Raw genomic sequence first — 20,196 nt, 5'->3', positions numbered from 1 at the left:
GTTGCGATTGGATGACCGAATCAATTTTTCTTTTTTATATTCAACATTTTCGTATTTTTGATTGGTATACAAATCAATAGTTTACCAATTTTATTATGAAAAATAGCCTAGAATCACTAGTTGATGATGTAGCAACCTATATTCCAGGTTATACTTTTTCAAACGATCAAATTTCAAAAGTAGATATTGGTTGGCACATCGAACATATATTATTAACTATTAATGGTGTTATCAGTTCATTAGCACAATCGAACCCGACGAACTTTTCTTCTCAATTTAGTTTGCTCAAAAATATAGTTTTGTTAACCAATAGAATCCCAAGAGGAAAAGGCAGGGTGCCAAAAGTAGTAAAACCACAAGTAGCTTATACTGAAGATAGTTTGGAACAACATATAATGGCTACTAAAGAAAAAATCAGTCAATTGGAATTGATATCAGAAGATCATTTTTTTGAACATCCTTATTTTGGCAACATGAAGAAACGTCCAACCGTTCATTTTTTAGAAATACATACAAAGCATCATATTAAAATCATTCGAGAGATTGTTGCTGCTATCAAATAAGAAAAACCAAACGCCTTTATTTATGATGAAATTGAAGCGAATTCTGTATACAACAATTGTCTGGTTTTTTGGACTCTCGGTGGGTTTAGTAGTCTTTTTTAAATTTGTTCCTGTACCATTTACTCCTTTGATGGGCATTCGAATTATTGAAAATAAGTTGGATAAAAAACCCATTTATTTTGAACACAATTGGGAGCCTATTGAAAACATTTCGATGAATTTGCAAAAAGCCGTAATTGCTAGTGAAGACGGAACTTTTTTACACCATCATGGATTTGATTTTAGTGCGATGCAAAAAGCATTTCAGAACAATGCAAACGGCAAAAGGATTAAAGGCGGAAGTACCATTTCACAACAAACAGCTAAAAATGTGTTTTTATGGCAAGGCCGAAGTTATTTTAGAAAAGCCTTGGAAGCTTATTTTACGGTTTTAATCGAATTGATTTGGGGAAAAGAACGCATTATGGAAGTCTATTTAAATAGCATTGAAATGGGCGATGGAATTTATGGTGCGCATGCGGCAACCCAATATTGGTATGGTAAAGATGCTTCAAGTTTAACTAAAATGCAAGCAGCAGGAATAGCAGCTATTTTGCCCAACCCAAGAAAATACAAGGCCACCAATTCTTCCTCTTACATCAATAGAAGAAAAGATCGAATTGTCAGGGTAATGCGTCACATTGGGACAATTGAATACTAAATAATTATTTTCTAAAATTTTTAACAGACAAAGTATTTTTATTAAAAGTCAGAGAGCAGCTAAATACTATTTATACCTCCAGTTTTTTAAAAAAAGTTGGCATCTCCTATTAATAAAAATCAAGCATAAAAAAAGTCGCTTTTTAGGCGACTTGATTTTACATTATGCTCTTAATTTCAATATTATTTTTTTTTGACTTTGGGAGTAGTTAATAAGATTTTAGCGTCTTCTAAAATAGTATTGCTTTCGCTTTCAGTTATGTCTGCATCATAAATGTATAATTTTACATAAGTTATTTTTTGGGTTTTTAATAGATTAATTTCATTAAGTGTTGGCACAAAAAATGCTTTATATTGCCATCCACTGTCATTGTAGTCACTGTCTACATTTTCTTTACTTCTAATTATTTTTTTTCCATTTTCAAACAAAATAGACACGCCGTAGCAACCATAATTTAAAGTACTTCCTTTAACCCTTATTGAAACATACTGTTCAGAATTTCTTTTTCCTACTACTTTCATAAAAGAAACTATAGTTCCTCCTCCATAATATGTTTTTTCTCCACTAATTTTATCTGTTTTACTTAAATAATTGTCTAATGGATTTATTATTTCTTCTTGAGAAAACAGTATTAAATTACTCAACAATAACATACCACATAATACTTTTTTCATAATTTCTTGTATTAATTTAATTGGAAATTAAATTTACCAATCCTGTTTACTTGCAGGAATACCGTTCTCTATGTAATCTTTTAAACTTTTATTTAAATCATTTATTCCTTTAATCATTCGTTTATGGGCTCCATAAATCCATTTTACTTTACCTTCATCATTAAGCATATTTTTTATATCCATTAGAGAAACAACTATCCCTGCTGAATTAGCTTGATATGAAAGTAAACTGAATTTATACTTCCCGTCTTTAACAGCAATTTCAAAAAGAATTTCATTACCCTCATTGATTCCATTAACTCTAATTAATTCATTTTCTTTTTTTGCTGTAATAACTTTATCAGGATTTTTGTATGTAACTAAAATCCAATCTAATGCTTTAGAATATATTTCTTCTTTTTTAAGATTTTGTATTTCTTCAACTACAAATTTTGAATATCCTTCATTCGTAATAACAAATTCTTTTTCTTGAGAATAAGTATTTACAATGGCTAAAAGCATAAGAGTTAATAGTAATTTTTTCATTTTTTTTGTAATTAAGTTTCTCAAATATACATTTTTAAGTATTGGCAGCACATACCAACATTTAGTGATATTCAATTGATTAAAATATTGATTTATTAGCTAATAAAATTTTCACACTATTTCTAAATATTACTTTTGTGACACTTATTTTAATAATAAAGCTAATCATTTTCGTTTTTAAATATTAACATTCCGTCTTCATCACGAAGAAATTTAATATGATAAAAAGATGTACATCTATTAAAACTTACTGATCTTTCGCAATTTTTAATTGGAATTGGCATTTTTTCTATAGCATCTTCAAAACTCATTTGAAGACCATTTAATTCTTTACATTTACTACAAGAACCGGAATTTTTATTTGTTGAATTTACAATTTCAGCCATAGATTTTATAGGGCTTTCGAAACTTTTTAATTGTAAATTTAATAATTCTGCCCTATAGCTTTCCTTTAATAATGGGAAAAAGTCTTTTCCTTCATTATATAAAAAGCCAGCCATAGATAAATATATTTTAGATTGATTATAAAAATTGCTTGAATTCGACATGAGTAATTCATTAAAAAGTGACCAAATTACGTCATTGTCATTATTTTCTATACCTGATTTCGAGAATAATTCTTTTTTCTAACACTAAATTCTTGGTCACTTATACCAAATTCTTTTAATTCATTCAAAAACATATTTTTTGTAGATTTTTCGCTTCTCATATTTTATTTTTTAAGCTTTATTCAAATATAATTTATTTAAACCTCTAACAATCCGTTAAAGTATAATATTGTATAATAACTACTAACATTTTTTGTTGAAATTAATAAAATAGATAAGTCTTTTAGGTTACTTTTTGCCTCAATTAAAAATTGGTTTAAATCGCCATAAAATAATTAGCGCCAAATCACTGCCAAGAAATTATCTTGAATTATAATACTTGTATAGTTATTTTAAAATAAAAAAGCCTTTCAATTACTTGAAAGGCTTTGAAAGTGGAGAAGATGGGGCTCGAACCCACGACCTCTTGACTGCCAGTCAAGCGGTCAGACCTATTTAACTGACTGTTTTTAAAGTAATTAAAAGTTTTATTAATTACTAATTGCCAAATCAGTGTCAAAAACGAGTTTAAATTACCCTAAAGTTTGTAAAAGAATTGACAATACATTTTACATCGATTTTAAATTATTTGATAAACGTTATAGACTATTTAATGGAAATAAAATAGGAAGTAATCTAAATCCAAATACATTTCCTTTAAACGAAAGAAGAAAACAAGCACAAAACCTTGCTAAAGAAGTGTATAATTATTTGGTGGCTAACAACTATTCTTTTGTTAAATACACACCTAAATCTAATTTAGAATTATTTGATAGTTTAATTGCTAAAAAGCTTTCTGAACCTATGTCAAATAGTTATTCAAGAACACTAAGAGGATTAGCTAATATTATCCGAGTAGAATTAGTAGTAAAGGGAATTATTTCCTCATCTTTTATCGATTCTATATCTTTAAAACACAACAATAAAACAAGCTATAACACTACAAGAAGGCATACTAATGTGTTGGTGAATTACTTAAATTCAAATGGGTATGCTATTGAAAAATCTAAACTAAAAACAAAGAAACAAGTTGAGGTATTGAATAAGCCAATACAAGACATTGAGGGGACTTTAAATGAAATAAAGGGTTTCAATTACAATCTCTATTTATGTTGCCTTCTAACCTATGGTTGTTTACTAAGACCTCATCAAGAAGTTAGGTTACTTAAGTGGAAAGATTTTAGTCACGACTTGACTTCTATTAGTTTATCAGGAGATAGAAATAAATCTCAAAGAAATAGAATAGTTCCTGTCCCTAAATTTATTAGGGAGAACCTAATCAAAGGGTATGATGATGATAATATATTTTCAGGTAGTCAAATACCATTTAATGAGAGCTATTTTAAAAACGTTTGGAGGCGATTTAAGGCATTAAATAAATGTATAGATAAAGATGTTACGATATACTCATTTAGACACACAGGGGCTATAAATGTTTATAAGAAATCAAACTCAATATATCTCCTTAAAGAAGTAATGGGGCATTCCGATGTTAAAGTGAGTTTAACCTATTTGAGGGGGTTAGATATTCCAAAGATAAATGAAAAAGATATGCCCGAATTATAATTTAATTTTAAATGTGTATATATGATTATTATATCTGCAAAACTTAATCTTTTATATTAAAATACAACAAATCTTTGGGCTCAATTTCTAAGGCATTCGCAATTTTTATTAGTGTCCTAACAGTTGTGTTTATTTTTGCTCTCTCTATTCTTGCTATTTGAGATTTAGTAATACCACTATCATCAGCCAAATCTTGTTGAGACATATTTTTCTTTTCACGTAATTGTCTTATGTGAATTCCAAGATTTACGATAAAGGTTTCTTCTGAAATATCCATATTTCAAAAGTCAAAAGATTTATTTTTTGATTGAACTCATATATGCCTACAATTTGTTATATTTGAAAATTCATACAAAATCCTAACCTATATTATTTATAAATTAAAAATTATGAGAAATTTTATTTTAGCCTTGACTTTATTAGTAGCAACAATTTCAAATGCTCAAACTCCATTGATTGATAATGCAGTTACTTTTGAACAAGTAAAAGCAATAAAAGAAAAGAGTGAATCAAAAACATTAAATGGCTCAGGTATTACCCAATATACCGCTTTAAATGGTTCGATAATTAAGATTGGTGATAAGTTTCATATTAACAGACCTGAAGGAGGTTCTAAAGTATTTGTTTCAATTACAAATAAACCAACTGTAATGGATGATTTAAGCGGCACTTTTAACCCTTCAGTACTAACAAATATGAGTAATACTGAAATTACAATAAAGAAACTATATGTATGGGGAATGAAAAGAACAGGATTTAAAATGTTTGCGGAATTAGAAACTTGTGGCACTTGTAATAATTTATTAGTTGATATTGAATTAGCTATTGAAACTAAAGAAATTAGAAGTAATGGAATGACTAAAGAAGAAGCTATTGCAAAGTTAAAAGAGTCTAAAGATTTACTTGATTTAGGAATGATTAAGCAAGAGGAGTTTGACAAATTGAAAGCTGAACTTACACCAATAATAATGAAATAATCTTCTTAAAAAATTAATAAATAATCATTAATGATTTATTCAACCTATAAAGTTTAATAAATAACAACTTGTATACTTAAACTTTAAATGGATAAATATTACAGAAAAGGAATTAAAATTGATTAAATGGATAGTAAAAAATTAAAGCAGATAATAAACCAACTTAAAAAATCATTTGATAATTGGGACTTCAATAAAGCTATTAACCATAGTAAAGACGAAACTCAAACAAGAGATAATTTAATTCATCCTTTTTTTAATATTTTAAATTACTCAAAATTAGATGACTATACTCACGAGTATATCTCAGATATGGGTGATAAAAAAGGTCGTAAAGTTGATATTGCTATAACACTTGGTAAAAAAGAACCTTTAATACTTGTGGAATGTAAAAGTGCGACTGCTAAGCTAAACGACAATCATTTTAGACAATTGAACGAATATTGTTTGTATTCTCCATCTGCAAAAGTCGGTATATTAACTAATGGTATTATTTATAATTTCTACACAGTAAATTCAAGAGAAAAAAAAGGATTAAATACTAAACCATTTTTCACTTTTGATTTAACTAACTATGATAATTCTCAACTTGAAATGTTGGCTTTGTTTAATAGACAATCTATAGAAATTAGCGAAATCTTACAAGAGGCAGAGGACGTATATTTTTTAGATAATTTTGATAATGCATTGTTCAAAACATTGGTTGAAACTGATGAGTTAGTTAAACTGATATTTAAAAATATGGGTGGATTGAGGTCAACTGAAAAGGCATTATCTCAAATTAAAGGATTGGTTAATTCAATATCTATAAAAACTGCATTAGATAAAATTGTTCAAAAAGAAATTTCGGAATCAAATAGTGGAATAATTACTACTGTTGAGGAAATAAAGGCTTATAATGTAATTAAGACTATTCTTGCAATGTCATCAAAAATTAAAGCTGCAGATTTAGAAAGAATTAGTTATAGAGATTTGAAAAATTCGTTTTTGATAATAGTTGATGATAAACAAACAAAGAATATTTGCTCTTTAGTATTCAAAGATAAATTAAAAGCTATTGATATTAGTGGAAATAGATTTGAATTAGATGATGTTTCCGTTACATCAATTACTAAACTTAAAAAAGAACTTACAGAATCTGCCTTAAGTAATTTGTTTTCTTAATTTAACCAATATGCATATAGGTGTATTTTGATTAATCAAGTTAATTTCAAATATTGTTTTTTAATCTCATATTTAAAAAAACATTATTAATGATTATTTAATTATTCATCAAGAATTTAAAAGTCATTTTAATTTTTTTTAATTCTATAGAACCTTTAATTTAATATGTTTCTAACTAAAGTAATTTAGTTTTAATTTTATTCTTGAATTATAGGTTATAAATTTTTAGTTATTTATAGTAAATTAATTTTAAATTTTTAACTAACTGATTTTAAGGTATTTATATATAAATTGGTTTACTAACTTTAAAAAAAAAAGTAAACTAAAAAATACATATTAGATTGAAATGGATTAAGACTTTTTATTATTTAACTTTTTCTTACTTTTTTCAATTGCTTACTAATTGCCATTTTCGAAATATTTAGATATTCACCTAATTCAATTTGCGATAAAAATGGTTTAATTGTATATATTTCAAAGATTTTATCAATTGTTTTCATATTTGAATTCACGATATCATAAATCCTAACTTGGTCTATTACATCGTTTGTAATTTTATCAATTGATTCATTATCATTTGAAATCATTAAGACATATTTATTAAGCCAAAATTTAATATATTCAATTGCTTTTGAATAGTTTTTAAAAGGTTTGATACAATGTAATTCCCATTTATCTTTTTTATATGAGTACCACCAAAAATCATAACCATCAAACTCAATTTTATGGTTATAAGTTCTGCTTAAATTATCTATTTCTTTATTGCTAAATTTCATTTTTAAATATTTTATTATCAGTTTAACCAAAATAAATCAATGCAATTTGAGATTTAGTTATTAACAATTTAAGTATTACACAATAAAGTTATTATCAATATTTTTTGGAACGGTTTCTCTCAGATTTAGATTATTCTTTAAAACTTGTAAATAATATCGTTTGAAATTAAGTTGTATAAAAAAAGCCACCATTGAGATGACTTATTGACTTAATTTAAATTATTTCACATAGCCTAAAAATAATTAGTGCCAAATCACTGCCAAGAAATTAGCTTTAATTATTATATTTGTAATGTTACTTAAAAACAAAAAAGCCCTTCAATTACTTGAAAGGCTTTGAAAGTGGAGAAGATGGGGCTCGAACCCACGACCTCTTGACTGCCAGTCAAGCACTCTAGCCAACTGAGCTACATCCCCAATACAGGCAGCAAATATAGGTTAATTTGAGTTTAATTTCTTGAATGTTTGAAAAAAACCATCCCATTCTTCTTTAAAAAAGAGCAAACTAACAGAATAGTTTTAACTTTACAGTAAAATTTCTGCTATGTCATTACAAAATGCAACAGGTACTATAACCGTTTCTATCGATGCAAAAATCGGCACGATTGAATTTGGCCATCCTGCTAGTAATTCATTTCCAGCACAGTTGCTACAAGAACTAACCAAAACTATTGATGATTTAGGACATAATTCAGAAGTAACTGTATTAGTTTTAAAGAGTCAAGGGACTGCTGCTTTTTGCGCAGGGGCTTCCTTTGACGAATTGTTAGCGGTCACAAACGAATCCGAAGGGGAATCGTTTTTTTCTGGCTTTGCTCACTTGATCAATGCGATGCGAAAATGTCCAAAACTCATTATAGGCCGAGTGCATGGAAAAGCAGTTGGCGGCGGAGTTGGTATTGCCGCAGCTTGTGATTATATTTTGGCAAGCCAAGAAGCCAGTATTAAATTATCGGAATTGGCGATTGGTATCGGACCTTTTGTAATCGAACCTGCAGTGTCCAGGAAAATAGGGAAAACAGCTTTAGCCGAACTAACTTTAACCGCACAAGAATGGAAACCGGCAGCTTGGGCTCATGAAAAAGGATTGTATGCCAAAACCTTTGAATCAATCGAAAAACTAGATAAAGCATTACTAGAATTAGCACATCAAATAGCATCCTATAATCCTGAAGCTTTATCGGCAATGAAAAAAGTGCTTTGGGAAGGAACAGATCATTGGGACGATTTACTGCTTGAAAGAGCATCGATTTCTGGGAAATTAGTACTTTCTGAAGCGACTAAAACCGCATTAGCCGCTTTTAAAAAATAAGATAATTATACCCAACGGTTTATTTAGTTACAAATTATTTTAAAATATTTCCTAATTTTCGAAATGATAAATAAAATTTTAACCACATAGAAGCATAGGTTATTAATTAAACAAAAAGAATGTATAGAAACAGTACTATTTTTCACATAGCTATGTGGGTAGTGAAACGTCTATCCCCATCTTTGTAAAACTATCAAGTCTATGTTTCTATGTGGTAAAAAAAATATAATAATTTCACCCAACGGGTAAGAGAATAGTATGTTAGTAGCATTACAGCAAGCAAATATTGCACAAAAAATAAAACAAGCTCCCGATGGAGATTACCAAATAGGAGTTCTGATAGGTTCTTTTATACCGTTTGTAATTTTGGTAGTACTAGCCTATTGGATGTATAGTCATGCCAAAAAAAGAGACCAAGACCTTTAATTATTTCGTAAGTTTGCAGTCAAATACACAATGGAATGAGCAATATTAGAATCACCAAACAATTCAGTTTCGAAACCGGTCACGCTTTATATGGCTATGATGGCAAATGTAAAAACGTACACGGACACAGTTATAAATTATCTGTAACTGTTATTGGGAAACCTATTTTGGATCGTTCCAACGTCAAATTTGGTATGGTGATTGATTTTACTGATTTGAAAAAAATCGTGAAAGAAGAAATTGTGGACCAGTTTGATCACGCTACAGTATTTAATGAAACAACCCCTCATATTGAGTTGGCAAACGAATTAAAAACCCGTGGTCATCACGTAATTTTAGTCGATTACCAACCAACAAGCGAAAATATGGTGATTGATTTTGCGCAACGCATTAAGAATAGATTGCCAGAAGGAATTGCTCTTTTTTCGTTAAAACTTCAGGAAACCGAGACTTCATTTGCAGAGTGGTTTGCCAGCGATAATTTGTAATTCTACACGGATGTCATTAACTAACAATAAAAAAATATATTTTGCTTCTGATCAGCATTTTGGAGCGCCAACAGCCGAACTGAGTTTTCCTAGAGAACAAAAATTTGTGGCTTGGCTAGACGAAGTAAAACAAGATGCCGAAGCTATTTTTTTATTGGGAGATTTGTTTGATTTTTGGTTTGAATACAAAACGGTAGTTCCCAAAGGATTTGTACGTATTTTGGGCAAATTAGCTGAAATTCGCGACAGCGGAATCCCAATCTATTTCTTTGTGGGTAACCACGATCTGTGGATGGAAGATTATTTTCAGAAAGAATTGAACATCCCGGTATACCGCGACAATCAAGAATTTACTTTTGGCGACAAAACTTTTTTGATAGGGCATGGCGATGGCAAAGGACCTGGCGATAAAGGGTACAAACGCATGAAGAAAGTGTTTACTAATCCAGTGGCTAAATGGTTTTTCCGTTGGTTGCATCCGGATTTAGGTGTGGGCTTAGCGCAATACCTTTCAGTGAAAAACAAATTGATTTCGGGTGCTGAAGATGTAGTATTCTTGGGCGAAGAAAACGAATGGCTGATTCAATATGCCAAGCGCAAACTCGAAACCAAACACTACAATTACCTTATCTTTGGTCACCGCCATTTACCAATGGTATTTCCTGTAGGTGAAAATTCCGATTATGTCAATTTAGGCGATTGGATTTCCTATTTTACCTATGGCGTTTTTGATGGAGATACCTTCGAAATTAAAAAATACGAGTAAGTAAGCGATTTACGCTCTTAGAATTTTTTCCATTTTTTTGCCTTTAGCCAATTCATCGACTAACTTATCCAAATACCGGACTTTTTTTGTCAAGGGATTTTCAATTTCTTCAATTTTATAACCACAAATGGTCCCTGTAATTAATTCTGCTTTTGAGTTCAACTGCGCTCTTTTAAAAAAGGTTTCAAAAGTGACTTTTTCGTTTATGAGTTGAAGAAGTGTAGTGTCGTCAAACCCCGTCAGCCATCTTATTACTTGATGTAATTCTGCTTTAGTTCTAGCTTTTCGTTCCACTTTTGCAAGATATAGTGGATAGACTGAAGCAAAAGTCATCTTGGCAATTCTTTCGTTGTGTTCTGGTGTGGTGTTCATAGTTATTTATATAAATATAAAAGCTAAACAATTTCAAAAAATTCAACATAGACACCTAAAAGAATATGCCAAAAAAGGTAATGCCCAAGTCGAATAAAAAGACAGCTTAAAAAGCCATATTTTTTAAAGTAAATAGCTTGTAAAAAGTTCATTAGAAAACCTGTAAATAAAGAATATATAATGAGAAAAGTACCCTCTGATGGTAATTGCTCTAACGGTTCTCTAATTGCAGTTAATACAGCAGCAATCCAAAAGAAATAATTGGAATAGCTATTCTTTTTTATAACTAAAGAGAGCAATAAGATTAGTGATATCGGAATTAATCTATAAAAAACCTCAATTTCTAATGCGCCTGAAAAAAATAAAAAGAAAGAATAGGGAAAAGGCTGTAAGTAAGGAGGAAGAGATGAATAAGGCTCTGGATGCATTAAAACTTTTATCACAAAAATGTCAAGTAAGCCGAAAATAGCACCAATTGCAATTGGAAGATAAAGCTTGTGTTTGATTGCAATTTTGTTCTCCCAAAAATTTGGTATGTGCAAACGTTCAAATAAAAATAAAAAAGGAACTCCTAAAAGCAGCAACAGAATATTTGAAGTGTCCCAAATACGTAAAAATTCAAATTCGATTTTAATGGAATTACCATAGAAAATACCAATAAGTGCAATTAATAAAAAACTCAAATAAACAAATAAATTCTTAGTTCCTTTTTCAGGAAGGTCCAAATTAAATTTCATAAATAATAATTTTTTAAGATTGTGCAATTAGTATTTCTTTACTACAAATTGTTACATTCCAACTAAATTTAAATCAATCTACTCCTCTTTTCGATGCTCTTCTAAGTCTTTTTCTAAATCCAATTTTCTAAAGGTAGGCGAAGATATTCCTGTAATCAAAACAGTCAGTAATGTCATGCTTCCGCCAAAAACCACTGCGGTAACTGTTCCCATTAATTTGGCGGTCAAACCACTTTCAAAAGCCCCTAATTCGTTTGACGAACCCACAAAAATAGAATTTACAGCCGCTACTCGTCCGCGCATATGGTCTGGAGTTTTAAGTTGTAAAATAGTTTGACGAATCACTACCGAAATGCCATCTACCACACCGCTCATGAACAAGGCAAAAACCGACAGCCAGAAAATAGTAGATAATCCAAAGACAATAATGCACACGCCAAAAGCGAAAATAGCAACCAACAATTTCATACCCGCATTTTTATTCATTGGCACATAAGCCGACACGAACATCGTTAAGAAAGCTCCAATAGCGGGTGCCGCGCGCAAAATTCCAAAACCTTCCGAACCTACATTTAAAATATCTTGGGCGAAAATGGGCAATAAGGCTACTGCACCACCAAATAATACGGCTATCATATCTAATGAAAGCGCGCCTAAAATCACTTTATTTTGGAACACAAATTTGACTCCTTCCTTTAAACTTTGCATCACTGGTTCGCCAATTTTTGGATTCATAATAGGTTTGGTGCCAATTTTTGCTAAAGCAATTAATGCGATTACCGAAAATCCTAATACAATACTCATTGACCAATGAATGCCAATCCAAGTAATCGAAAATCCAGCAATGGCAGGCCCTAAAATGGAAGCTATTTGCCAAACCGAACTACTCCAAGTGGCCGCATTAGAATAGGCTTTTTTAGGGACAATTAACGATAGTAGTGAAAATATGGTAGGGCCTAAAAAAGAACGAACTATTCCACCCAAAAAAACCAAGAAATAAATAGTGTACAATATGGTTTGATTTGACCAATCTTGTACAACTGCGGGCCATGTCACTAAAAATAATCCCAAACTAATTACCGAAAAACCCATAATGCATTTGAAGAGCATGCTTTTTTTCTCCTTTTGATCGACAATATGCCCCGCAAATAAAGCCATTCCTATTGCTGGAATAATTTCCATTAGCCCAATAATTCCTAATGATAAGGCGCTTTTGGTCAAACTATAGACCTGCCATTCAATGACAATAAATTGCATTGACCAAGCAAAAACCATGGCGAAACGCAAGATTAAAAAAACATTGAATTCGCTATAGCGTAAGGCTTCGTATGGGTCGTTTTTTACTTTCATTATTGAATATCTTTTAGTCGGAGTTGTAGGCTCAATTGGCCGTTCCATTCGTTTTCATCGATGCAATACGCCATTTGAAATGGATTCCTATTGGCGACTATATCTTTTTTATGGGCTAGGTTAAAACCAATGGCAGCAAAACCTTCTGAATTATTTTGCTTTACAAAAAGGCGAATGTGTTCTAGATTAGCGCCCATGAATTTTGGATAACCCGTATCAATTGCATTTTTAGAAACAAAAACGGGCGTCATATTTTCTGGTCCAAATGGCTCAAACTGTTTTAAAATCCGAACGAGTTTTGGAGTAATTTCTGAAAAATCAATTTCGGCATCTAGCTCGATCTCAGGAGTAAGCAATTCAGGGTCAATGGTTTCTTGTACTACTTTTTCAAAAGCATTTTTGAAAGCCTCATAATTTTCAGCTTTCAAAGTCATTCCAGCCGCATACATATGTCCGCCAAATTGCTCCAAATGTTCCGAACAAGCTTCCAATGCATTGTACACGTCAAAACCTCTTACAGAACGCGCCGATGCGGCATAATAATCGCCACTTTTGGTAAAAACTAAAGTAGGTCGGTAGTAGGTTTCAATCAATCGAGAAGCGACAATCCCGATAACTCCTTTGTGCCAATTTTCTTGAAAAACTACTGTGGTAAAACGGTCTTGTTCTTGGTTTTCTTCGATTTGTAGCAGTGCTTCTTGTGTAATTTGTTTGTCCAAACCTTTGCGTTCTGAATTGTAGTCTTCAATTTCTTTGGCAAATTGTTGGGCTTGTTCCAAATTAAATTCGGTCAATAATTCTACCGCATGATTCCCGTGTTTAATACGTCCCGCTGCGTTAATTCGGGGAGCGATGACAAAAACCACATCGGTTATGGTGAGCGTTTGTTTTTTAATTTGTTGAATCAGCGCTGCAATTCCAGGGCGTGGCGCTTCGTTGATTACTTGCAAACCAAAATGCGCTAATACTCGGTTTTCACCAGTCATTGGAACAATATCGGCGGCAATAGCTGTGGCGACTAAATCCAAATACGGAATTAAATCATCAATAGTTTTATTGCGATTTTGGCTCAAGGCCTGAATCAATTTGAAACCTACACCGCAACCGCACAATTCGTCATAGGGGTAAGTACAATCGTCTCTTTTTGGATCCAAAATAGCAACGGCATCGGGCAAGGTATCTCCTGGTCTGTGGTGGTCGCAAATGATAAAATCGATATTTTTTTCTTTGGCGTAGGCCACATGATCAATGGATTTGATTCCGCAGTCTAGCGCAATGATTAACGTAAAACCATTGTCTTCGGCAAAGTCAATGCCTTGAAACGAAATTCCGTATCCTTCGGCATAGCGATCCGGAATATAAGTCGCAATATTAGGATAAAAACTTTTTAAGTAGGAAGCAACCAGGGATACCGCAGTCGTTCCGTCTACATCATAATCGCCAAAAACTAAAATATTTTCTTGGTTGGCAATGGCTTTTTCTATTCGGTTTACGGCAACCTCCATATCTTTCATCAAGAACGGATCATGCAAATGATCTAGCGATGGGCGGAAAAAAGTTTTCGCTTGGTCAAAAGTGGTAATGCCACGCTGAATCAATAAAGTAGCAACCAAAGAATCAACATTTAATTCTTGGGCGAGTTGATCTACTTGTTCTTTTGCAGGTTTTGGTTTGATTGTCCAGCGCATAGTGATTTGGGATTTGGGTTTACTTCAATGTTAATGCTTCTCCTTCAAATTGGATTCCGTTCCAGCCTGATTGCATAAAATTACGAATATTTTGGTGGTTGGTTCCTTCTGGGTCGCCCAAGACTTCTTCAAAATAATAGGCGCCAAAGCAAGCTAAAGTTTCCACTTGGGTCAATTTTTGGATTTTGGCGAAAGCAAATAACTTACAAGAACCTGAATTTTCTCCTGCGCCATTGTGTTGGTTGCCATTCTGAAAAGCAGTAGGCGTAAACTCATAATTACTTTCAATCGTTGCAATAGTCTCTGCAAAAGTAATGGCTTCAGGGGTTTGTTTTAGTTTTTCTAAAAAGGCTTGTATTGTCATGATTTCTATATTTTATGAAAATTGTGAGGCTATATTTTTTGCTGCAATTATCGCACCTTCCATATATCCTGGATGTTGCGTAGCCGTTTCGGAACCCGAAATATATAATTTATTATTTAAAAATGAATTTTGATAGAGTTGATGTCCGTTATTTTGGTGTGCCATGACTAAATGTTCGTAGTTACTAAATGTAAGCGGTTCATTGCGCCACACTTTTTCATGGTATGCCACAAAGTTTTCAGCATCTGAACCGAATAATTTTTTCAATTGCGAAATCACTTTTGTTTTTCTTTCTTCTACTGAAAGTAGGTTAGTAGCACCATTTAAAAATCCTTTCAACGCATAACCTGTGTTGTCAAATGTACTATGGTCATACATCTCGGTAATGATGCTGGCTTGGCTAAATAAGGTGCCAGAAAAATTATTTTCTTTCCAAAAAGGGGAGGCGTATTCTACAGCAAATTTTATAGATTCTCCCATCCAAGTATGGGTTTTTTTGGCCAAATTTACTAGGTTTTCTGGAAGTGGTGGGCTGAATGATAAGGTATTTGCCATTAAGTTGGGTGGTAAAGTAGTAATCACACAATCAGCGATATAGGCTGTTCCATTTTGATCCAATACTTCCATTTGATTCTCAACTTCGTTAACAGCATTTACTTTTGTTTGTGTTTTTATATTTTCATGCCCAATTCTTTCAGCTAGTTTTTCAATTAATTTTTGGGTACCTCCTTCAATGCGAAAAGAAGGTTCTTCAAATTCTGAAATTTCAAATTTTTGAGGGGGTACAAAAGACATCGTTTCAAACAAAGAAATGCCTTGAGTATGTTGTTTAAAATAGCCTAATTCTAATTCGTCTAACAATTGAAAAAGGTTGGGGTGCAGTTTGCTAAACCAGGTTGCTCCCATTTCAACTGTTGCGTCTGTTGAACCTTTTCGAGTTTCGATTCGCCCACCAATTCGTGTGTTGGCTTCCAAAAGGGTAATATGAATACCTTTTTTCTGTAATAAATAACCACATGTAAGTCCACTTAATCCAGCTCCTATGACGATTACTTTAGGGATATTCATTTATTCTTCTTCTGAAAATTTATTTTTCTTTGCTTCTTTCATTACTGGTTTCCCTCCTACCACCACAACGATTTCGCCTCTTGGAGCTGTTTTTTCGAAGTGCGTTAAGACTTCTCTAACCGTCCCTCTGACATTTTCTTCGTGGAGTTTGGATAATTCTCTTGAAACCGAAACAGGTCGGTCTTCGCCAAAGTAGGTAACAAATTCAACCAATGTTTTTACTAATTTGTGTGGCGAAACATACAAAATCATCGTTCGGGTTTCTTCGGCCAAAGCCAAAAAACGAGTTTGTCTTCCTTTTTTGTCAGGCAAAAAACCTTCAAAAATGAATTTGTCATTGGGCAAACCGCTATTCACTAAAGCAGGGACAAAAGCTGTGGCACCAGGCAAACATTCTACTTCAATGCCCTTTTCAATACACGCACGGGTCAATAAAAAACCAGGATCTGAAATGGCAGGTGTTCCCGCATCGGATATCAAGGCGATATTTTCTCCCGCTTGTAATCGCGCAATGATATTTTCCACCGTTTTGTGCTCATTGTGCATGTGGTGGCTGTGCATATGGGTGCTTATCTCAAAATGCTTTAATAATTTGCCACTCGTACGAGTATCTTCGGCAAGAATTAAATCCACTTCTTTCAAAATGCGAATGGCACGAAAAGTCATGTCTTCGAGATTGCCAATAGGCGTTGGGACAATGTATAATTTTGACATTCGGTGCTAAAAATTCAATTGATAAAAGGGAATTACAAGAATTTTTTCTCGATAATTTCCATAAAACGTTCTTCGTATTCTTCTTTTCCTTCCCAGTTATTGTAGTCTGGTTTTACCATATCTCTAATGAAATCTCGGGTTTCATAAAAGGTGTTAAAAGTGATTAATTGGTTCAACACTCGGTTGTAATCTTCAGGATCGTTTCCAAAAAGATGTTTGGTAAAAGCGATTCTATCATTCAAATCAATGTTGATTCCTTTGGCTAATTTTTCGTTTAGCGATACCGATTTAGACGTTTCTTCTTCAGGTAGTTCCATTTCGTCAAGATCAAATGCAACAGCTTCTATTTCTACCTCCTGCTCTTCTTCAATTGGAGTTTCAAAAGTGTTACTTTCTACTTTTACAAAAAGATCGTCACTAAAATCACCGCCAATTAATTCTTCGAAAGAAATTTGAACTGCTTCTTGTTTTGGCGCTTCCTCGATTAATTCTTCCTCTTCCTCTTTTTCTAATTCAAAAGCAGGGATGAATGGCATTTCGGTTTCTTCTTCATCTTCATGCTCCTCGTCTTCATCTAAGGTTTGCAAATCTTCGCTTTCTTCAAAAATAAGCTCCTCCATTTCGGTGATTGCCTCTTGTTCTTCTTCTTCCAAAATGAATTCAGGGGTAGTTTCTATTTCAAGAGTTTGAATTTCTTCTGTAGTTATGGTAGCAGGAATTTCGTTTTCGATAGTTTCAAAAGCGGCTTCCAATTTTTCTTCTATTGCTGCTTGCCCAATGGTAGGTTTGCTATCGCCAAAATGCTCGTCAACAAAACGCAATAACGCTAGTTTTTCATATAATTTTTGCGATTCCAAATACAATTGATTGATATCAGACTTGTTTTTTAATTGTAAAATTCGGTGTGCAATGCTGATTAAATCGGCTTCCAATCTTTTTTTCATCTCGTAAAAATTAAACTATATGGCTTGTTTGGTTTGAGTACTATTTTTTGTTTTTATTTCGGTAAACTAGGGACGGTGCTTTAGAATTTTTTTTTACATTTGGAATCACGTAAAAGTATAAAATTTTACAATCAATTGAAATCCTAAATAGGAATTAAAACGATTCCTTTTTTAAGTTATAAAAATAGCGCATGTTTCTTGAAAATACAGTAAATCATAAAGAACAATTTGGTTGGATTGAAGTCATCTGCGGCTCTATGTTTTCGGGTAAAACAGAGGAATTGATCCGCCGATTAAAGCGCGCTCAATTCGCCAAGCAAAAAGTAGAGATATTCAAGCCTGCTGTCGATACTCGTTATCATGACGAAATGGTGGTGTCACACGACTCTAATGAAATTCGTTCTACCCCAGTTCCAGCTGCAGCTAATATTGCGATTTTGGCTCAAGGTTGTGATGTGGTTGGTATTGACGAAGCCCAGTTTTTTGATGATGAAATTGTACGTGTTTGCAATGATTTAGCTAACCGCGGAATCCGTGTGATTGTGGCGGGTTTGGATATGGATTTTAAAGGAAATCCTTTTGGGCCTATGCCAGCTTTAATGGCTACTGCCGAATATGTAACCAAAGTACATGCAGTCTGCACCCGAACAGGGAATTTAGCCAATTATAGTTTTAGAAAAACCGATAATGATAAATTAGTGATGTTGGGTGAAACCGAAGAATACGAACCCTTAAGCCGCGCAGCCTATTTTCATGCAATGAAAAAAAATGAGGAGAAGTAAATAGTCTTCTTTTAATTATAATCAAATCTTGTACAAAAAAACTTAAAATTGTCATTCCGAATTTATTTCGGAATCTATAAATTACAATTAAATCAATTATTTATAGAAACTGAAACAAGTTCAGTTTGACAAGAATAATACTTTTCAGATTACATTTTCTTCCGCATTCTCGCCACTGGTATATCGAGTTGTTCACGATATTTCGCAATGGTTCTACGGGCAATAGGGTAGCCTTTTTCTTTTAGAATTTCAGCCAATTGATCGTCGGGAAGCGGTTTGTGTTTATCTTCTTCTTCAATGACATTTTGTAAAATCTTCTTAATTTCTAGGGTAGAAACATCTTCCCCTTGGTCGTTTTTCATGGCTTCAGAGAAAAACTCTTTAATCAATTTGGTACCATAAGGCGTTTCCACATATTTGCTATTGGCAACCCGAGAAATAGTCGAAATATCCAAGCCAACTAAATCAGCGATGTCTTTTAAAATCATCGGTTTCAACTTGGTTTCGTCTCCTTCTAAAAAGAATTCTTCTTGGTAATGCATAATCGCATTCATCGTCACAAAAAGGGTTTCTTGGCGTTGGCGAATCGCATCGATGAACCATTTAGCCGAATCTAATTTTTGTTTGATGAACTGTACCGCTTCTTTTTGCTGATTCGATTTATCTTTGGAAACCTTGTACGTCTGTAACATTTCTTGGTAATCTCTAGAAACGTGCAGGGAAGGGGCATTTCTACCATTTAAACTCAATTCGAGTTTACCTTCTACAATTCGGATAGCAAAATCTGGGACTACATTTTCAGTTATTTTATTGTTTCCTGTAAAAGAACCTCCTGGTTTTGGATTCAGTTTTTCAATTTCGTGAATCGCTTTTTTCAGTTGGTCGTTAGAAACATTGTATTTCTGTAATAGTTTGTCGTAATGTTTTTTGGTAAAAGCATCAAATTGGTTTTCGATAATATCAGTGGCCAGTTCGATGTTTTCGGTTGGAGTTTTGTGTTTGAGTTGCAACAACAAACATTCTTGTAAATCACGTGCTCCAACACCAGAAGGTTCTAATTCGTGAATCACGTGCAAGAGGCGCTCAACGGTTTTTTCATCGGTGTACACCGCTTGGGTAAAAGCCAAATCATCCACAATATCTGAGATGCTTCTGCGAATGTAGCCCATATCGTCAATGCTTCCCACTAAGAATTCTGCTATTTCTCGGTCGGCTTCCGTTAGGATAAACGTATTGAGTTGATTGATTAAATCTTGGTGAAAACTAATAGGTGCAGCAAAAGGCGCATCGTGGTCTTCATCATCATCACTGTAGTTGTTCGTTTGTGTTTTGTAATCGGGAGTATCATCGTTGCTTAAATAATCGTCTATGTTGATTTCTTCGGCATCGATGCGTTCCGATTCGGCTTCGTCATAATCGTCATAGTCTTCCGTTTCAAACTCGTCCTTTACATATTCCTCTTCTTCTTTACCCGCTTCAAGTGCTGGATTTTCGTTCATCTCTTCCAATAAACGTTGCTCAAAAGCTTGCGTAGGCAATTGAATTAACTTCATCAACTGAATTTGTTGAGGAGATAATTTCTGGGATAGTTTGAGATTTAGGAATTGCTTTAGCATTTATTTTGTTTAAAAGTTTAAAAGTCTAGCAAAATTA

At 32.8% G+C, this 20,196-nt stretch carries 24 protein-coding genes and 1 tRNA gene; 10 read left to right on the top strand and 15 right to left on the bottom strand.

Annotated features, from left to right (window positions below; all coding sequences use genetic code 11):
- The first annotated feature begins 95 nt into the window (after positions 1-95).
- Both LPC23_RS01780 and mtgA read left to right on the top strand, forming a co-directional pair.
- Positions 96-563 carry a hypothetical protein gene (locus LPC23_RS01780; protein WP_229330594.1) on the top strand — a complete coding sequence of 156 codons (468 nt, stop codon included), beginning with the start codon at positions 96-98 and terminating at the stop codon, positions 561-563.
- 22 nt (positions 564-585) lie between these two features.
- Positions 586-1,263 (top strand): monofunctional biosynthetic peptidoglycan transglycosylase, encoded by a 678-nt coding sequence (mtgA, locus tag LPC23_RS01775; RefSeq protein ID WP_229330592.1) that lies wholly within the window; start codon positions 586-588, stop codon positions 1,261-1,263.
- A gap of 182 nt (positions 1,264-1,445) precedes the next feature.
- Here mtgA and LPC23_RS01770 read toward each other — a convergent pair whose 3' ends face one another.
- The 3 genes from LPC23_RS01770 to LPC23_RS01760 form a co-directional block, all read right to left on the bottom strand.
- The gene (locus LPC23_RS01770; RefSeq protein ID WP_229330590.1) at positions 1,446-1,937 is read right to left on the bottom strand and encodes a hypothetical protein; all 492 of its coding nucleotides are present in this window, start codon (positions 1,935-1,937) and stop codon (positions 1,446-1,448) included.
- Positions 1,938-1,970: 33 nt separating this feature from the next.
- Positions 1,971-2,462 carry a DUF4468 domain-containing protein gene (locus LPC23_RS01765; protein ID WP_229330588.1) on the bottom strand — a complete coding sequence of 164 codons (492 nt, stop codon included), beginning with the start codon at positions 2,460-2,462 and terminating at the stop codon, positions 1,971-1,973.
- Positions 2,463-2,623: 161 nt separating this feature from the next.
- Positions 2,624-2,962, bottom strand: a complete 339-nt coding sequence (locus tag LPC23_RS01760; protein WP_229330586.1) for a hypothetical protein — start codon at positions 2,960-2,962, stop codon at positions 2,624-2,626.
- Between the two features lie 600 nt (positions 2,963-3,562).
- Between LPC23_RS01760 and LPC23_RS01755 the strand changes: the two genes are divergently transcribed.
- Positions 3,563-4,615: a tyrosine-type recombinase/integrase gene (locus tag LPC23_RS01755; protein ID WP_229330584.1), complete on the top strand. Its 1,053-nt coding sequence runs from the start codon at positions 3,563-3,565 to the stop codon at positions 4,613-4,615.
- A 43-nt stretch (positions 4,616-4,658) separates the two neighbouring features.
- Here LPC23_RS01755 and LPC23_RS01750 read toward each other — a convergent pair whose 3' ends face one another.
- A complete protein-coding gene (locus LPC23_RS01750) occupies positions 4,659-4,892 on the bottom strand; it encodes a helix-turn-helix domain-containing protein (RefSeq protein WP_229330582.1) in 234 nt (77 codons plus the stop codon).
- Between the two features lie 112 nt (positions 4,893-5,004).
- Between LPC23_RS01750 and LPC23_RS01745 the strand changes: the two genes are divergently transcribed.
- The gene (locus LPC23_RS01745) at positions 5,005-5,592 is read left to right on the top strand and encodes a hypothetical protein (RefSeq protein WP_229330580.1); all 588 of its coding nucleotides are present in this window, start codon (positions 5,005-5,007) and stop codon (positions 5,590-5,592) included.
- A gap of 126 nt (positions 5,593-5,718) precedes the next feature.
- Positions 5,719-6,756 carry a type I restriction enzyme HsdR N-terminal domain-containing protein gene (locus LPC23_RS01740; protein ID WP_229330578.1) on the top strand — a complete coding sequence of 346 codons (1,038 nt, stop codon included), beginning with the start codon at positions 5,719-5,721 and terminating at the stop codon, positions 6,754-6,756.
- Positions 6,757-7,124: 368 nt separating this feature from the next.
- On the opposite strand, the gene LPC23_RS01735 is transcribed toward LPC23_RS01740, so the two are convergent.
- Positions 7,125-7,532: a hypothetical protein gene (locus tag LPC23_RS01735; protein WP_229330576.1), complete on the bottom strand. Its 408-nt coding sequence runs from the start codon at positions 7,530-7,532 to the stop codon at positions 7,125-7,127.
- A 343-nt stretch (positions 7,533-7,875) separates the two neighbouring features.
- Positions 7,876-7,949 (bottom strand) — tRNA-Ala (locus LPC23_RS01730).
- Positions 7,950-8,076: 127 nt separating this feature from the next.
- Here LPC23_RS01730 and LPC23_RS01725 point away from each other — a divergent pair.
- The 4 genes from LPC23_RS01725 (at position 8,077) to LPC23_RS01710 (ending at position 10,524) form a co-directional block, all read left to right on the top strand.
- The gene (locus LPC23_RS01725) at positions 8,077-8,844 is read left to right on the top strand and encodes an enoyl-CoA hydratase/isomerase family protein (protein ID WP_229330574.1); all 768 of its coding nucleotides are present in this window, start codon (positions 8,077-8,079) and stop codon (positions 8,842-8,844) included.
- Positions 8,845-9,102: 258 nt separating this feature from the next.
- Complete coding sequence (locus LPC23_RS01720) at positions 9,103-9,270, top strand: hypothetical protein (protein WP_229330572.1); 168 nt, start codon at positions 9,103-9,105, stop codon at positions 9,268-9,270.
- A 35-nt stretch (positions 9,271-9,305) separates the two neighbouring features.
- The gene (locus LPC23_RS01715; protein ID WP_229325923.1) at positions 9,306-9,758 is read left to right on the top strand and encodes a 6-pyruvoyl trahydropterin synthase family protein; all 453 of its coding nucleotides are present in this window, start codon (positions 9,306-9,308) and stop codon (positions 9,756-9,758) included.
- A 10-nt stretch (positions 9,759-9,768) separates the two neighbouring features.
- Positions 9,769-10,524, top strand: coding sequence for a UDP-2,3-diacylglucosamine diphosphatase (locus LPC23_RS01710; RefSeq protein ID WP_229330570.1), 756 nt, complete (start codon positions 9,769-9,771; stop codon positions 10,522-10,524).
- A gap of 9 nt (positions 10,525-10,533) precedes the next feature.
- On the opposite strand, the gene LPC23_RS01705 is transcribed toward LPC23_RS01710, so the two are convergent.
- The 8 genes from LPC23_RS01705 to LPC23_RS01670 form a co-directional block, all read right to left on the bottom strand.
- Positions 10,534-10,896, bottom strand: coding sequence for a DUF2200 domain-containing protein (locus LPC23_RS01705; RefSeq protein WP_229330568.1), 363 nt, complete (start codon positions 10,894-10,896; stop codon positions 10,534-10,536).
- A gap of 23 nt (positions 10,897-10,919) precedes the next feature.
- Positions 10,920-11,579 (bottom strand): hypothetical protein, encoded by a 660-nt coding sequence (locus LPC23_RS01700; RefSeq protein ID WP_229330566.1) that lies wholly within the window; start codon positions 11,577-11,579, stop codon positions 10,920-10,922.
- A 132-nt stretch (positions 11,580-11,711) separates the two neighbouring features.
- Positions 11,712-12,983 carry an MFS transporter gene (locus LPC23_RS01695; protein ID WP_229330564.1) on the bottom strand — a complete coding sequence of 424 codons (1,272 nt, stop codon included), beginning with the start codon at positions 12,981-12,983 and terminating at the stop codon, positions 11,712-11,714.
- Positions 12,983-14,671 (bottom strand): single-stranded-DNA-specific exonuclease RecJ, encoded by a 1,689-nt coding sequence (recJ, locus tag LPC23_RS01690; RefSeq protein WP_229330562.1) that lies wholly within the window; start codon positions 14,669-14,671, stop codon positions 12,983-12,985. Before recJ ends, LPC23_RS01695 begins: the two co-directional genes overlap by 1 nt.
- 19 nt (positions 14,672-14,690) lie before the next feature.
- Complete coding sequence (locus LPC23_RS01685) at positions 14,691-15,035, bottom strand: HopJ type III effector protein (RefSeq protein ID WP_229325911.1); 345 nt, start codon at positions 15,033-15,035, stop codon at positions 14,691-14,693.
- 12 nt (positions 15,036-15,047) lie between these two features.
- Positions 15,048-16,103 carry a flavin monoamine oxidase family protein gene (locus LPC23_RS01680; protein WP_229330560.1) on the bottom strand — a complete coding sequence of 352 codons (1,056 nt, stop codon included), beginning with the start codon at positions 16,101-16,103 and terminating at the stop codon, positions 15,048-15,050.
- The gene (gene rsmI, locus LPC23_RS01675; protein ID WP_229330558.1) at positions 16,104-16,817 is read right to left on the bottom strand and encodes a 16S rRNA (cytidine(1402)-2'-O)-methyltransferase; all 714 of its coding nucleotides are present in this window, start codon (positions 16,815-16,817) and stop codon (positions 16,104-16,106) included. It abuts the gene before it with no gap.
- Between the two features lie 32 nt (positions 16,818-16,849).
- Positions 16,850-17,761: a hypothetical protein gene (locus LPC23_RS01670; RefSeq protein ID WP_229330556.1), complete on the bottom strand. Its 912-nt coding sequence runs from the start codon at positions 17,759-17,761 to the stop codon at positions 16,850-16,852.
- 191 nt (positions 17,762-17,952) lie between these two features.
- Between LPC23_RS01670 and LPC23_RS01665 the strand changes: the two genes are divergently transcribed.
- Positions 17,953-18,543, top strand: a complete 591-nt coding sequence (locus LPC23_RS01665) for a thymidine kinase (RefSeq protein ID WP_229325904.1) — start codon at positions 17,953-17,955, stop codon at positions 18,541-18,543.
- A 149-nt stretch (positions 18,544-18,692) separates the two neighbouring features.
- Here LPC23_RS01665 and rpoN read toward each other — a convergent pair whose 3' ends face one another.
- Positions 18,693-20,159 carry an RNA polymerase factor sigma-54 gene (gene rpoN / locus LPC23_RS01660; protein WP_229330554.1) on the bottom strand — a complete coding sequence of 489 codons (1,467 nt, stop codon included), beginning with the start codon at positions 20,157-20,159 and terminating at the stop codon, positions 18,693-18,695.
- Positions 20,160-20,196 lie beyond the last annotated feature (37 nt).

It is taken from the genome of Flavobacterium ammonificans, assembly GCF_020885975.1.
In the GTDB taxonomy this organism is placed as follows: Bacteria; Bacteroidota; Bacteroidia; order Flavobacteriales; family Flavobacteriaceae; genus Flavobacterium; species Flavobacterium ammonificans.
This window is presented reverse-complemented; position numbering and strand designations above follow the sequence as displayed.

Bases quoted from the DNA above. Each gene is read 5' to 3' on its own strand.
- LPC23_RS01780 (WP_229330594.1), top strand. From the start codon at position 96: ATGAAAAATAGCCTAGAATCACTAGTTGATGATGTAGCAACCTATATT.
- mtgA (WP_229330592.1), top strand. From the start codon at position 586: ATGATGAAATTGAAGCGAATTCTGTATACAACAATTGTCTGGTTTTTT.
- LPC23_RS01770 (WP_229330590.1), bottom strand. From the start codon at position 1,937: ATGAAAAAAGTATTATGTGGTATGTTATTGTTGAGTAATTTAATACTG.
- LPC23_RS01765 (WP_229330588.1), bottom strand. From the start codon at position 2,462: ATGAAAAAATTACTATTAACTCTTATGCTTTTAGCCATTGTAAATACT.
- LPC23_RS01760 (WP_229330586.1), bottom strand. From the start codon at position 2,962: ATGGCTGGCTTTTTATATAATGAAGGAAAAGACTTTTTCCCATTATTA.
- LPC23_RS01750 (WP_229330582.1), bottom strand. From the start codon at position 4,892: ATGGATATTTCAGAAGAAACCTTTATCGTAAATCTTGGAATTCACATA.
- LPC23_RS01745 (WP_229330580.1), top strand. From the start codon at position 5,005: ATGAGAAATTTTATTTTAGCCTTGACTTTATTAGTAGCAACAATTTCA.
- LPC23_RS01740 (WP_229330578.1), top strand. From the start codon at position 5,719: ATGGATAGTAAAAAATTAAAGCAGATAATAAACCAACTTAAAAAATCA.
- LPC23_RS01735 (WP_229330576.1), bottom strand. From the start codon at position 7,532: ATGAAATTTAGCAATAAAGAAATAGATAATTTAAGCAGAACTTATAAC.
- LPC23_RS01725 (WP_229330574.1), top strand. From the start codon at position 8,077: ATGTCATTACAAAATGCAACAGGTACTATAACCGTTTCTATCGATGCA.
- LPC23_RS01720 (WP_229330572.1), top strand. From the start codon at position 9,103: ATGTTAGTAGCATTACAGCAAGCAAATATTGCACAAAAAATAAAACAA.
- LPC23_RS01715 (WP_229325923.1), top strand. From the start codon at position 9,306: ATGAGCAATATTAGAATCACCAAACAATTCAGTTTCGAAACCGGTCAC.
- LPC23_RS01710 (WP_229330570.1), top strand. From the start codon at position 9,769: ATGTCATTAACTAACAATAAAAAAATATATTTTGCTTCTGATCAGCAT.
- LPC23_RS01705 (WP_229330568.1), bottom strand. From the start codon at position 10,896: ATGAACACCACACCAGAACACAACGAAAGAATTGCCAAGATGACTTTT.
- LPC23_RS01695 (WP_229330564.1), bottom strand. From the start codon at position 12,983: ATGAAAGTAAAAAACGACCCATACGAAGCCTTACGCTATAGCGAATTC.
- recJ (WP_229330562.1), bottom strand. From the start codon at position 14,671: ATGCGCTGGACAATCAAACCAAAACCTGCAAAAGAACAAGTAGATCAA.
- LPC23_RS01685 (WP_229325911.1), bottom strand. From the start codon at position 15,035: ATGACAATACAAGCCTTTTTAGAAAAACTAAAACAAACCCCTGAAGCC.
- LPC23_RS01680 (WP_229330560.1), bottom strand. From the start codon at position 16,103: ATGAATATCCCTAAAGTAATCGTCATAGGAGCTGGATTAAGTGGACTT.
- rsmI (WP_229330558.1), bottom strand. From the start codon at position 16,817: ATGTCAAAATTATACATTGTCCCAACGCCTATTGGCAATCTCGAAGAC.
- LPC23_RS01670 (WP_229330556.1), bottom strand. From the start codon at position 17,761: ATGAAAAAAAGATTGGAAGCCGATTTAATCAGCATTGCACACCGAATT.
- LPC23_RS01665 (WP_229325904.1), top strand. From the start codon at position 17,953: ATGTTTCTTGAAAATACAGTAAATCATAAAGAACAATTTGGTTGGATT.
- rpoN (WP_229330554.1), bottom strand. From the start codon at position 20,159: ATGCTAAAGCAATTCCTAAATCTCAAACTATCCCAGAAATTATCTCCT.